This window comes from Streptococcus uberis (assembly GCF_900475595.1).
Taxonomy (GTDB): Bacteria; Bacillota; Bacilli; order Lactobacillales; family Streptococcaceae; genus Streptococcus; species Streptococcus uberis.
In genome coordinates this window covers 292,920-306,181 of sequence record NZ_LS483397.1, presented here as the reverse complement: position 1 = coordinate 306,181, position 13,262 = coordinate 292,920, and the positions used below count along the sequence as shown (strand labels likewise).

Sequence of the window (13,262 nt, the reverse complement as noted above, 5' to 3'; positions counted from 1 at the left end):
AAAGAAATCACAGATTGCTCTGTGATTTTTTTACTATGCTTCAGATTAAGCTTCAGTTGAAACAGCAGCTAAAAGTGCTTCTGCTTGTGCAGCTAAACTTGCTTTTGTTTCGTCAGAAATTTCAAGAACTCCAGTTCCCCAAGCTTCAGGGTTTACAGTAGCTTTTGTAAACTCACCAGCAGAAGTTGTACGGATAAATGGAATTAAATCGTTGTAAATAGCAAACATTTGCTCATGTCCACCGTTTGCTACTGAAGATACCGTAACAACTTTACCATTGATTGCTGATGGACCAGTTGGATCAGATAAGTCAAGAGCACGTGATACCCAGTCAAGAAGGTTTTTCACTGAACCTGGAATTGAGAAGTTGTAAACTGGTGAGAAAATCCAGATAGCATCTGCTGCTTGGATAGCTTCACGAACTTTAACAACTGATTCAGGAGCATTAGCTTCTAAATCTTGGCTAAATACAGGAACTTGTGCCCAATCAAGGTAAGAAACTGTTGCTTTACCCGCAAATGCTTTTTCAGCTTCTTCAGCTAATTGATGGTTGAATGATCCTTCACGTAATGATCCGTCGATGAATAAAATGTTTTTCATTTCTTTTTCTCCTTTAAACATACCTTTAAGTTTAGCAATAATAGACATCTTGTCTCCTTTAAGTCACTATATAGTGATTTATTAATACTATGTAGTTATTATATTATTACTAATTAGTAATGTCAAGAATTTTAACTTGAAATAAAAAACTTGTAGAATGACCTACAAGTTTTTTACTATCATAGCATGAGTTAGTCATCATGGTTGATTAACTCTGTTTAAATTTTTTCAGCAAGCGAATCAATTCTTCTTGTTCAGTTTCTGTTAAAACGGAAAAGGTTTCTTCTACCCGCTCGATATGTTTAGGGAGTGCTTCTTTAATGACCCTTTCTCCTTCTTCCGTTAAACTGACTAAAAAGGAGCGTTTGTCATTTGGGCACATAATGCGTTCAACCCAACCCTTTTTTTCCATATTTTTGATAACAACAGTCATATTACCAGACGTCGCTAGCATACTATTGATTAACTCACCAATTTTCAAAGTACCTTTTGCATATAAGACATCTAAAACAGCAAATTGAGTGGGGGTAAGTTCAAATTCTTTGTAGCTTTCAGATACTTTTGCATCAATGGTTCGAAAAGCTTTACGCATAACGACCATTGATTTAACAGCAGCATTTTTAAATTCTCCCATACTTCCTCCTTTTCTTTTTGTCTTATTTTATAACTAGTTAGTGATAAAATCAATTATCTTGTTTTATGCTAAGGGCTTTTTAAAAGAAATCATCAAACAAACTCAATTGGTTATCTTCAGGAAGGTTACCTAATATACCCATGTCATCCATTTTTTCAACCAAGGTTTGAGAGGCACCGCCACGTTTGCGTAATTCCATTTTGGAGAGAAATTCACCATCTTGACGAGCCTTAACAATCTGTTTGGCCACATTTTCCCCAAGACCCTCTAAAGCAACAAATGGTGGGATTAAGGTATCCCCTTCAATTTGAAATTCAATGGCATCACTCTTATAAAGATCTAATTTGCCAAATTTGAAGCCTCTTTCCAACATTTCATTGACAATTTCCAAGGTGGTATAGAGGTCATTTTCAACGTTAGACGCTTCATTATTTTTCTTTTTCAGTGCAATCTCTTCCATGCGTGCTTTGACGGCATCTAAGCTTCCACTCATGGTTTTTAATTCAAAAGCTTTTGCCCTAATAGAGAAATAAGCACAGTAGTACATGATCGGGTGGTGTACTTTAAAGTAAGCCACGCGCAAAGCCATCAAGACATAAGCAGCTGCATGGGCTTTAGGGAACATGTATTTGATTTTTCCACAGGATTCAATATACCAATCGGGGACATTGTTTTCCCGCATGGCTTGAATATAGGAATTGCGTTCATCTTCAGAAATTTTCAACCACATGCCCTTACGCACCCGTTCCATGATGGTGAAGGCCATTTTCGGTTCTAAGCCCGCGTGCATCAAATAAACCATGATGTCATCCCGACAACCGATAACTGTTTTTAGGGTAGCAATCCCCTCTTTGATCAAATCTTGAGCATTTCCTAACCAAACATCCGTTCCGTGTGACAAACCTGACAATTGCAGCAATTCGGCAAAAGTGGTTGGATGCGTTTCATTAACCATTCCACGGACGAAGTTGGTTCCAAATTCGGGAATACCAAGCATTCCAGTTGGTGTTCCGATTTGTTCTGGGGTAACGCCTAAAATGTCAGTACCCGAAAACAAAGCCATGACACCAGGATCATCTGCCGGAATAGACTTGGGATCAATACCAGACAAATCTTGTAATTTCCGTATCATGGTAGGATCATCATGACCCAGAATATCGAGTTTTAAGACGTTTTCATCAATATCATGGAAGTTAAAGTGGGTTGTCTGCCAAGAAGCTGTGACGTCTTCGGCGGGGTATTGTACTGGTGTAAAGTCATAAACATCCATATAGTTAGGGATTACAACGATTCCACCCGGGTGCTGACCTGTTGTTCGTTTGACACCAGCCGCACCGGCAGCTAGACGATCGACTTCTGCATCACGGTAGTATTTTCCATAGTCACGTTCAAAACCTTTTACGAAGCCGTAAGCGGTTTTCTCGGCAACCGTACCAACAGTTCCGGCACGGAAAGCATACTCTTCGCCAAAAATATCACGAACATCTAAGTGGGCATTGGGTTGGTCATCACCAGAAAAGTTCAAATCAATATCAGGTACCTTATCCCCGTCAAATCCTAGGAAGGTTTCAAATGGGATATCTTGACCATCTTTCTGATAAGGACTACCACATTGTGGGCAATTTTTATTGGGTAAATCATAACCTGACCCGACAGAACCATCCGTAATGAATTCTGAATGCTGGCAATTTGGACAGACATAATGAGGAGGCATTGGATTGACTTCTGTTATTCCAATCATGGTCGCAACAAAACTTGACCCGACAGACCCCCTAGAACCAACCAAATAACCTCTTTCATTGGAACGATTAACCAACATTTGAGAAGCCAAGTAAATCACCGCGAAGCCATTTCCCAAGATTGAGGTTAATTCTTTTTCAATACGAAGGTCAATAATATCAGGAAGAGGATTCCCATAAATTTCAAAGGCTTTCTGATAAGTCAACTCCGCAACGGTTTCTTCAGCTTTCTCAATAAATGGCGTATAAAGATCACCTTTAACCACTTCCACTTCTTCAATGAGATCAGCAAATTCTTGCGAATTTTGAACCACCACTTGATAAGCCAAATCTTTTCCTAAAAAGGCAAACTCGTCCAACATTTCATTTGTGGTCCTAAAATGAGCTTTTGGTAAAGGAGCTGGTTGTGCCGCTTCCCCTCGACCAATCGGCCTATTAATCATAGCACCTTGACCCAGTGAACGAACAATAATTTCGCGGTAAATCTCATCCTCAGGTTCGATATAATGGACATTCCCAGTCGCAATAACGGGCTTGTTCAAGCGACGACCAACCTCAATCAAATCCAAGATAGTTTGTTGAACACCTTCTTGGTCTTTGATTAATTCTTTAGCAATAAGGGGGTGGTAAATTGCCGGAGGCATGATTTCAATGAAGTCATAGTACTTAGCAACTTCCGTCGCAGCATCAACCCCCTTGGTTAGCACGGCGTCAAATACTTCCCCCTCAGAACAAGCTGAACCCAGTAATAACCCATCTCGGTATTGGTCTAAAACCGTCCGAGGAATCCTTGGAACACCTTCAAAATACTTAACATTTGATAAACTAACCAGTTTAAAGATGTTTTTTAAACCCGTTTGGTTTTGGACATAGATCGTTGCATGCTTAATTCTGGCTTTTTTATAAGAATCTTCTGCCACAAGCTTGATGTTTAAATCCAAAAGATCGGTGACACCATGTTTTTCTCTAGCTTCTTTCAAGAAGATAAAGAGCAAACGTCCCGTGGCTTCCGCATCATAGTTAGCCATGTGGTGATGTTCCAATGAAACTTGGAAACGTTTGGTTAATGGACCTAAACCATGACGTTTGTATTCTGGATATAGGTTTCTCGCAAACTCCAAAGTATCAATGACCGGTTGGGTAATTTGTGGCAAACCATTACGCTCATAATTGGCATTCATAAAGCCAATATCAAAGCTTGCGTTATGGGCCACTAAGACAGTGTCGTGACAGAAAGCTTGGAATTCTTCCAGAACCTGTAACAAGGGTTTAGCACCAATTAGATGATTGTCTGTAATCCCCGTTAATTCCGTTGTAAAAGCAGACAATGGATGCCCCGGATCAATAAATTCATCGAATTGTTCAATAATATTGCCCTTATACATTTTTGAAGCAGCAATCTGAATCAAATCGTTATTCATTGCTGACAGACCTGTGGTCTCCACGTCAAAGACAACATAAGTGGCTTCATGTAAATCCATTGAAACCGGTTGGTAAGAAATAGGAACCTTATCTTCAACAATGTTGGCCTCTAGTCCAAAAATAGCTTTAATGCCAGCTTTTCGAGCTCTATGGTAGCCATGAGGAAAAGATTGCACATTAGCGTGGTCAGTGATTGCTATGGCTGGATGTCCCCATTTGGCTGCTGTATCAATTAAGGTTTCAACTGTTGGTAAAGCATCCATGGTTGACATATTGGTATGGGCGTGTAATTCCACACGTTTTTGCCCTTCAGGCATTAAATCTTTACGCTCATGATGCACAATTTCTTTGATTTGTTGCACATTCATGGTTAGGCTCTTGGTAAAGGGATTATTTTCAATATTCCCCTGAACCCGTAACCAGGCGCCTTTAGCAACCAAATCATATTTACGAAGTTCATCATCGTCTTTTGCCCATTTTTGCATTGCAAAACTAGAGGTATAGTCCGTCATTTTAAAATTGATGATATGACGACCCGTACGAGTGGTTTTGCGTTCAACATCAAAAACCAAGCCCTCAAAAACAATGCGATTTTCTTCTGTTTCGATTTCAATCATCGGCGTAATTTCTGCCTTTTCGAAACCTGCTTGTCTTTGTGCCACTCTTTCTTTATAGTCGAAGACCGGCTTACTTGTCACCTCTTCAGCAGGAGGTTGCATAGCTTCCAAGGATTTCTGTGCTTCCAAGGTTTCCTGCACCGCTTTTTCCAAAAGGGCCTTACGGCTAGAGGTAAAGTTCTCTTTTAAAACCTGAGTCATCTCTTCATCAGGAACCATTTCAATTTCTATGGGGCCAAAGCCAAAGGCTTCCATTTGTTTGGCTAAATTGGGAATGTGGTTTTTGCGAAAATGATCGTTGTTAACAAATTGAGGTGTGGCAATCTGTAATTTTCCGTCCTCATAATGCACCTTGAGTTTCGAAAAAGTCGATTTAAAGGAGGCACCGTTACAGGGAGCGTGTTCAAAAGCCTCCTGATAGTAGGCTTGCAAGAAATCATCTGAATAATCAATGCTTTCTGCCTTTATATCAAAAACGGCTTTAATGTCGGCCTGTTCAAAGGTCGTTTTGAGACGATAGTCTAACTCTTTATAAATAGCAATTGGTAAGATTTCTGCCATTTGGAAATGAAATTCCCAAAGTCGAGAGACGGAATGAACCTTTACTTCAATAATGTCAGCAGTCGAAAAAACACTTGAAGTTCGCATTTCAAGTGGCATTTCTATTTGTTCCATTAGTTTAACGAATAAGTCTGACATAGTTTTCTCCTGATTTTCTTAACCTTTATTTTACCATAATCCTCTTAAATTTTCGACCATTTCCATTTAGGTAAGACAGTCATCTAAGCCTATGAAAATGTCTCAATGGTGCTTTCAATTGGTTAGGCTAATCTTCAAAAAAGGTTAAACGTGGCCATTTCTGTCTCCAATTTTTTTGTGAAAACCGTTTTCGGTAGATTGCCATTCTTTCTGGATTTTCTAGAAAATATGGAGTTGGATGACATTCAAACGTTAGGTTAGCCTCAATGCCATAGGGAGCAAAAAGGTCTAGTTCATCCCCTTGCAAGCGAAGGGCTATGCTTGTAAAGGTTTCAGGATACTTAGATATGGCATCACAGGCAGATAGATAGGGAGCCGTCTTGGGGTTATGTCTATGCATATGGACTTGATTTCTGACTTGCCACTGATAAATAGGATAGCGTTTATTAAGCTCTTCTTCTATCTTAAGGCTGTCCTCATAGGTCATATTGGGATCAAAAAAGACAAGATCCACATCTGAATTCCAATCAAATCCTGCTTTGCCTGATAATGCATTCCAGATGACATTTCTAACAGCACCCGCAGCCACCCAACTATCCTTTAAAGAAAGCTCTTGCACAATACTGAGTATTTCCATTAGCTCTTTATTTTCCCTAAGAAGTAACTTGAGGTCATTTTTGGTCATTTGCTTTTTCATGACCTTAGTATAACAAAAAAACCTGGAAAGTTGGACTTTCACAGGTTTTTACTTGATTTTTGGGATTAGTGGTCTTTGGTTAAAATCTCAAGGGTTTCGATAACATTTTCGGCATTTACTTCGATGCTATCACCACTTGCTTTTATCTTAATTTCAACGATTCCTTCTGAGGCTTTTTTCCCGACTGTGATTCGAATTGGTAAGCCGATCAAATCACTATCTGAGAATTTAGAACCAACACGCTCATTACGATCATCTGTCAAGACTTCATAACCTTTTGCCATCAATTCTTTCTCAAGTTTATCTGTTAAGGTTTGTGCCTCTTCATCTTTGGTATTTACAGTGATTAAATGAATATCAAATGGTGCTAATTCTTTAGGGAAATTAATGCCCCATGAATAACGGTATTCCCCTTTTGGAGTTTTTGAAACAAATAAGCGTGCATGCTGTTCAATAACGGCTGAAAGAATACGGCTAACCCCAATACCATAACATCCCATAACAATCGGAATAGATTTGCCGTTTTCATCCAAAATGTTTGCGCCTAAACTATCAGAATAACGGGTACCTAATTTGAAAATATGTCCAACTTCGATTCCACGCGCAAATTGAAGATGTCCATGACCATCTGGTGAAGCTTCGCCTTCTTTCACTTCACGGATATCAACAAATTCTGCTTTAAAATCACGCTCTGGGTTAACACCAGTCAAATGGAAGCCATCTTTGTTTGCACCGGAAACAGCATTGGCAAGGTTTTGAACATTACGGTCAGCAATAATGCGAACAGAGTCTGGCAAGTTAACTGGTCCTAGTGACCCAAAATGTGCACCAAACACTTGGAAGGCTTCTTCTTCAGTGGCTGGATCAAGGAAGTCTGCCCCCAAGTAGTTCTTCAACTTGACGTCATTCACCTGATCATTACCAACCAATAATGCCACTACAGGTTTTTCATCGGCAATAAACAATAAGGTTTTGATGGTTGTCTCAGCTGAAATGTTTAAGAAATCAGCAACTTGATCAATCGTTTTGCAATCTGGAGTGGCAACTTCTTTTAAGTCTTCTGCTACAGCAACTTTCGTTGTTGGGCTAAAGGCATTGCTTGCCATTTCTAAGTTAGCAGCGTAACTGGATTCACTAGAATAGGCAATAGTGTCTTCCCCAGAGATGAGCCATGATGCTAGTTCTTTTTTGATTTCTTCTAAAACGTCTTCAGGAATATCACTTAATGATGGGATTGACTTATCTAAGACAAGCCAGCGGCTTAAATCGGTTCTTTCAGGTGTGATAGCCATAAACTCTTGAGAATCTTTTCCTCCCATAGCTCCGCCATCACCAATAATGCCTTTGAATTCTAATCCCGAACGTGTAAAAATAGCCTCATAAGCTTTGCGATAATCCTCATAAGTCACATCCAGATCTTCATAATTTTGATGGAAGCTATAACCATCTTTCATGATGAACTCACGAGTTCTTAACAAACCATTTCTAGGACGTTTTTCATCGCGGTATTTGGCTTGAATTTGATATAAGTTCAAAGGTAATTGCTTGTATGATTTGACAGCATCACGAACCAATGTGGTAAAGGTTTCTTCGTGGGTTGGTCCCAAGATAAAATCAGAGCTCTCTCTGTTTTTTAATTTATAGAGGTCATCACCATAGGTTTCGTAACGACCTGATTCACGCCATAAATCAGCCGTCAATAAGGCTGGCGCCAACATTTCAACAGCACCAATTTTATCAAATTCTTGACGCATGATGGTTTTTAATTTTTCAATGGTACGATTAGCTAATGGTAAGTATGCATAAATTCCGGCAGAAACTTGTCGGACATAACCTGCTCTCATCATTAAAGCGTGACTAATAACTTGCGCATCGCTTGGCATTTCACGCAAGGTTGGGATAAGCATTTTTGATTGTTTCATTTATCTGTATTTCTCCTCTATTTTAGAAAAAAGCGCGCATGATATCATTCCAAGTAACTGCGACCATTAAGACTAACATAATGACAACACCTACAAAGGTGATATAGGTTTCGGTTTCCCTTTTTAAAGGTTTTCTGCGGATGGCTTCAATCAGATTCATTAGTATTTTTCCACCATCTAAAGCAGGGATAGGAATTAAGTTGAAAATCCCTAGATTGATAGATAGCATGGCCATCATGGACAAGACTGTCTCAATGCCGCTTGCTGCAGCCTGTGATGACATTTGATACATGGCAACAGGGCCGCCTAATTTATCTAGACTAAAACCAGTCATTAAATTTTTCAAGGCCGTTATGATTAAAAGCGCTCCATTAATGGCCATTTCAAAACCACCCAAAAGTTTATCTTTAAAGCCGGTTTTTAAGCGGCATTGAACACCGATAGCGAATTTGCCACCAACTTTTTGTGGTTTCAAGAATAGTTCTTTGACTTTTCCTTGAGATTTCACCTTAACCGTCAGTGATTGACCTTCTTTCAAGTCTTTTGTGGAGCTAGCTACGGCTCCTGTCAATTCCTGCCAGTTGCTGACAGGTATGTTTTCTATCTGAAGGATCTGGTCATCGCTTTTGATTCCTGCTTTGGCAGCTGCGCCATTGTCAACAACCTTAATATGGTTACTATTAGTATCCAAAGCTCCGCCTTGTAAAAAGACCAAAAAGATAAAGACGAGTAGGCCTAAAATGAAATTGTTCATCGGACCAGCAAAATTGGTGATTAATCTTCCCCAAATACTTGCGTTTTGATATTGGACATCAAGTGGTGCGATACGAACTTCGGTGCCATCTTCCTCTACTATTGTAGCATTATGAGCCACATCAAACTCTTTTGTCTCCTCTAGTACCAGTCCTGTGATGGTCAATTTATCTTCTAAATCATATGCCGTCACATGCATTGGTAAACTATTGGGATCTAGTCGATTTTGTGACAGGTTAATGCGTGTTACCTTACCTGAGGCATCTAAGCTTAGGCTAGCCGGCGTCCCTGTCTTAATTTCTGTACTATCGTCTCCCCAGCCTGCCATGCGAACATAGCCTCCTAAAGGAAGACTTCTGATGGTGTAAAGAGTTCCTTCTTTATCCACATGAGAATAAAGCTTTGGCCCCATTCCGATGGCGAATTCTCTGACAAGAATTCCTGATTTTTTGGCAAAATAGAAATGTCCAAATTCATGGACAATGACTAGTATTCCAAAAACAATGATAAAAGTGATTAATCCTAACATAGATTTCCTTTCAAGTATTTCTTGGTTTTACTGTTTAAAATAAGCCAAAGAGATGCATAATCGGAAAAACAAAAATCAGTGAATCAAAACGATCCAAGATACCACCATGGCCAGGAATCAACTTTCCAGAGTCCTTAACACCAAAATGACGTTTAATGGCGCTTTCCACTAAGTCCCCAAACTGAGCAAAGATAGAGAAAAAAACCACTAATATTAACATCATAAAGAAGTTAAATGGGGCATATACTGATTTATCAATTAACATGAAAACCATAGCCACAACTACTGCTGAAGCTATACCACCTAAACTGCCTTCAATGGTTTTATTAGGAGATACTTTAGCTAACAATTTGCGTTTCCCAAATCGGCGCCCTATAAAGTAGGCTCCCATATCAGTTGCCCATACAATAAAGAGTGCTAGTAAAACTTTGTCAATACCTGACACTCTGGCATGAACAAGATTTTGAAATCCAATTCCCACATATAAACTGCTAGCAATTGGAAAAGCCGCATCGTCAAATGAATAGCGTTCACTATTAAAAACGGTTCCTGCTAATAGCAAAAATACCATAAGGCCGAAACTAGCAAAGCTAGCATCAATAGGTAAAAAGGTTAGATAGGTATCCATTGGAACTGTTAAGACAAAAGCAGCAAGCATAGCAAGCACACCTTCAAAAGAAAAAATTTCCAAACGTCTCATCTTCATCAATTCAGAGACGGCAAGCATGGCTAAAATACCTATAAATAATTGAAAAGGTAGATTACCAATTAGCAAAAAGGGTAAAAAGATTGCCGCTGCAATCCCTCCCCAAATAACACGTTCTTTCATGTTTTCTCCTTTTACAAGCCACCAAAGCGACGGTGACGACGGTTGTATTCTCTCAAAGCTTCTTCAAAGGCTGTTTTCTTGAAATCCGGCCAAAGAATTGGAGTAAAGTATAATTCACTATAAGCAGATTGCCAAGGTAAAAAATTACTTAATCGAAGCTCTCCGCTTGTTCGTATAATGAAATCAGGGTCACGATACAAGTAAGGTAAATGATCTGTTAGCAAGTAATTGGCAATTAAATCCTCAGTGATATCTCCAGGATTTAAGTTAGCATCAAGGACATCTTGGGCAATCAACTTCACAGCATTGGTGATTTCAGCACGTCCGCCATAGTTTAAAGCAAAATTCAAGACTAATCCTGAGTTTTTACGAGTAGCCTCGATAGCCCTGTTTAGTGCACTTAGGGTAGCTTCTGGCAAACGATGTGTTTCTCCGATCATTTGAATGCGAACATTATTTTTGTTTAACTCCGGCACATACTTATCGAAAAATTCAACCGGCAAATTCATAATAAAAGAAACTTCATCTTGAGGACGAGACCAATTTTCTGTTGAAAAAGCATAGACTGTCAAGACCTTTACCCCATAATGAGATGCGGCAATGGTAACCTCTTGCAAAGCATCCATTCCAGCCTTATGGCCAAAGACACGTGGTTTTAAGCGTTTTTTTGCCCATCGACCATTTCCGTCCATAATAATCCCGATATGTTTGGGAATTTTTTCGATTGTTTCTTCTTTCGATTTCATCTTAAAACGTAACATATTTTTTCCTTACATGAGCGTACTTACTACCTATTTTACCATAAAGAGACCCATTTGACTTGCCTTTTAACATTGATTTCCTTAAAAAAAGAGCCTTAGGCGTCAAAAAATACTGGTTTTGACCACCCAAGACTCCTTTTAAAAATAGGTCTTTTGAATTAACTTAATGTGATTCGATAGCGGAATCATTCGAATCATGACTGTCAATAGCTGATTCTTCAACAACTTCTGATTCAGGTTCAACCACTGTTTCTGATTCAGCAACCACTGCTGCTTCTGGATAGTGATCACCTTTTGAAACGACTCTCTTGATAGCTGATAATTCAAATGGCAAGAAAACCCCATCGACATCCAAAACGATTTTGTTGCCCACTGAATCAACTTCGTCAACAATGGCATACATACCACCAATGGTTACCACTTCATCGCCTTTTTGAATGGCATTTAATTGGTTTTGACGTTCTTGCGCTTGTTTCTTTTGTTGACGTTGCATGAAAAAGATTAATCCTAGCATGACAACGAACATTAAAATTGTAGATAATCCCATAATTGCTCCTTAATAATTTATAAAAGTCATGTTTAACTATATCAAAATTAAGGCTTCTTAGCAAGAAAGGGCTGATTATTTCTCGGCGCCGCCCAGGATAAAAGTCGCTATTTCTGTTGGTGACAAACTGGAATCACAAACTACCTCAACACTTTCAGTATTCCCAACAAGCAGTCCGGGAACGGTTTTAATGCCGTATTGGTACCTAAAATCCTGGATATCTTCGAAGTCTGCAAGATTATCAGTGTCTATAAAATAGACCTGTAATGCATTTTCCTGTGCTACTTGAGCAAGCTTTGGGGCAAATCGTCTACAATAAGGACAGGTCGAGCGTCCAAAGAAAACGATAATAGCATCTTCGGAATTTAGCTTTTGCTCTAACGTTGAAATACTGATTTCTTCAAAACCAGAAACAGCCTCTTGAAAATCCATTTTTATAATCCTTTCCTACGTTTTTTAATTTTTATAGTTCATGCTCTCAGTTATGATTTGATTGACTTAGTTATCCTCATATCCATTTGGATGACTTGAATGCCAAGTCCATGCTGTTTCAATGATTTTTTCAATGTGATCAAATTGGGGTTTCCAGCCTAGTATATCTCGGGCGCGGCTTGAGTCAGCAATTAAACTGTCCGGGTCACCTAAACGACGTGGTCCAATTTCAGCAGGAATCTCCTTGCCTGTGACTTTTCTAGCCACTTCAAGAATTTCAAGATTGGAAAATCCTGTTGAAGAGCCTAGATTAAAAGCCGTCGATGGATTACCTTTGGCTAAATAATCCACTGCGAGACTATGGGCTTGTGCTAAATCAAATGGATGAACATAATCACGTACATTCGTTCCATCTGCTGTCTGATAGTCGTCTCCAAAAATAGTGATTTTATCACGAACACCTTGTGCTACTTGGAGGACGATTGGGATGAGATGCGTTTCAGGATTGTGATCCTCTCCAATACTACCATCAGGTTTGTCGCCAGCAACGTTAAAGTAGCGTAAAGCAACATATTTAATACCATAAGCTTGATCACACCAGTACATGATTTTTTCCATCATTAACTTACTTTCCCCATAAGGGTTAATAGGGTTTTGGGGCGTTTCTTCCTTAATTGGTATTTCTTCAGGTATACCATAGGTCGCAGCCGTTGAAGAAAAGACAATCTGTTTAACACCAGCTTCTGCCATAACTTCTAAGAGTTTAACCATACCTACAGTATTGTTATCAAAATATTTAAGGGGATTTTGCATAGATTCGCCAACCTGAGAAAAGGCAGCAAAATGAATGACAGCTTCAATGGAATTTTCTGAAAAAACACGACGCATAAAAGGTTGATCAGCTAAATCTCCTTGATAAAATCTTGCAGCCGGATGAACTGACTGACGATGACCAGTCACTAAATTATCCACCACCACAACTTCTTTCTTGTCCTGTTCAATTAACCAGTCCACCATATGTGAACCAATATAACCCGCTCCACCAAGTACTAATATCGCCATTAGATTTCTCCTTTGTTTA

11 protein-coding genes are annotated in these 13,262 nt (G+C 39.2%); all 11 read right to left on the bottom strand.

Features of this window, described 5'->3' with window-relative positions; translation table 11 throughout:
* Positions 1–45: 45 nt before the first annotated feature.
* Positions 46–600 (bottom strand): NADPH-dependent FMN reductase, encoded by a 555-nt coding sequence (locus DQM95_RS01775; RefSeq protein ID WP_197710591.1) that lies wholly within the window; start codon positions 598–600, stop codon positions 46–48.
* A gap of 208 nt (positions 601–808) precedes the next feature.
* Entirely contained in the window at positions 809–1,234 is a 426-nt protein-coding gene (locus DQM95_RS01770; RefSeq protein WP_012657807.1) for a MarR family winged helix-turn-helix transcriptional regulator, read from the bottom strand.
* A 79-nt stretch (positions 1,235–1,313) separates the two neighbouring features.
* Entirely contained in the window at positions 1,314–5,711 is a 4,398-nt protein-coding gene (locus tag DQM95_RS01765) for a PolC-type DNA polymerase III (RefSeq protein WP_037593217.1), read from the bottom strand.
* A gap of 127 nt (positions 5,712–5,838) precedes the next feature.
* Positions 5,839–6,396 (bottom strand): nucleotidyltransferase family protein, encoded by a 558-nt coding sequence (locus DQM95_RS01760; RefSeq protein ID WP_037593214.1) that lies wholly within the window; start codon positions 6,394–6,396, stop codon positions 5,839–5,841.
* A 77-nt stretch (positions 6,397–6,473) separates the two neighbouring features.
* Positions 6,474–8,330: a proline--tRNA ligase gene (locus DQM95_RS01755; protein WP_037593212.1), complete on the bottom strand. Its 1,857-nt coding sequence runs from the start codon at positions 8,328–8,330 to the stop codon at positions 6,474–6,476.
* A 22-nt stretch (positions 8,331–8,352) separates the two neighbouring features.
* On the bottom strand, positions 8,353–9,612 hold the full coding sequence (gene rseP / locus DQM95_RS01750) for an RIP metalloprotease RseP (protein ID WP_037593211.1): 1,260 nt from the start codon (positions 9,610–9,612) through the stop codon (positions 8,353–8,355).
* A 34-nt stretch (positions 9,613–9,646) separates the two neighbouring features.
* The gene (locus DQM95_RS01745; protein ID WP_012657802.1) at positions 9,647–10,441 is read right to left on the bottom strand and encodes a phosphatidate cytidylyltransferase; all 795 of its coding nucleotides are present in this window, start codon (positions 10,439–10,441) and stop codon (positions 9,647–9,649) included.
* Between the two features lie 11 nt (positions 10,442–10,452).
* Entirely contained in the window at positions 10,453–11,202 is a 750-nt protein-coding gene (locus DQM95_RS01740; RefSeq protein WP_037593209.1) for an isoprenyl transferase, read from the bottom strand.
* Between the two features lie 163 nt (positions 11,203–11,365).
* A complete protein-coding gene (yajC, locus tag DQM95_RS01735; protein WP_037593206.1) occupies positions 11,366–11,749 on the bottom strand; it encodes a preprotein translocase subunit YajC in 384 nt (127 codons plus the stop codon).
* A gap of 75 nt (positions 11,750–11,824) precedes the next feature.
* Positions 11,825–12,181, bottom strand: coding sequence for a conjugal transfer protein TraF (gene traF, locus DQM95_RS01730; protein WP_111685914.1), 357 nt, complete (start codon positions 12,179–12,181; stop codon positions 11,825–11,827).
* Between the two features lie 66 nt (positions 12,182–12,247).
* The gene (gene galE, locus DQM95_RS01725; protein ID WP_037593202.1) at positions 12,248–13,243 is read right to left on the bottom strand and encodes a UDP-glucose 4-epimerase GalE; all 996 of its coding nucleotides are present in this window, start codon (positions 13,241–13,243) and stop codon (positions 12,248–12,250) included.
* Positions 13,244–13,262 lie beyond the last annotated feature (19 nt).

Bases quoted from the DNA above. Each gene is read 5' to 3' on its own strand.
- DQM95_RS01775 (WP_197710591.1), bottom strand. From the start codon at position 600: ATGAAAAACATTTTATTCATCGACGGATCATTACGTGAAGGATCATTC.
- DQM95_RS01770 (WP_012657807.1), bottom strand. From the start codon at position 1,234: ATGGGAGAATTTAAAAATGCTGCTGTTAAATCAATGGTCGTTATGCGT.
- DQM95_RS01765 (WP_037593217.1), bottom strand. From the start codon at position 5,711: ATGTCAGACTTATTCGTTAAACTAATGGAACAAATAGAAATGCCACTT.
- DQM95_RS01760 (WP_037593214.1), bottom strand. From the start codon at position 6,396: ATGACCAAAAATGACCTCAAGTTACTTCTTAGGGAAAATAAAGAGCTA.
- DQM95_RS01755 (WP_037593212.1), bottom strand. From the start codon at position 8,330: ATGAAACAATCAAAAATGCTTATCCCAACCTTGCGTGAAATGCCAAGC.
- rseP (WP_037593211.1), bottom strand. From the start codon at position 9,612: ATGTTAGGATTAATCACTTTTATCATTGTTTTTGGAATACTAGTCATT.
- DQM95_RS01745 (WP_012657802.1), bottom strand. From the start codon at position 10,441: ATGAAAGAACGTGTTATTTGGGGAGGGATTGCAGCGGCAATCTTTTTA.
- DQM95_RS01740 (WP_037593209.1), bottom strand. From the start codon at position 11,202: ATGTTACGTTTTAAGATGAAATCGAAAGAAGAAACAATCGAAAAAATT.
- yajC (WP_037593206.1), bottom strand. From the start codon at position 11,749: ATGGGATTATCTACAATTTTAATGTTCGTTGTCATGCTAGGATTAATC.
- traF (WP_111685914.1), bottom strand. From the start codon at position 12,181: ATGGATTTTCAAGAGGCTGTTTCTGGTTTTGAAGAAATCAGTATTTCA.
- galE (WP_037593202.1), bottom strand. From the start codon at position 13,243: ATGGCGATATTAGTACTTGGTGGAGCGGGTTATATTGGTTCACATATG.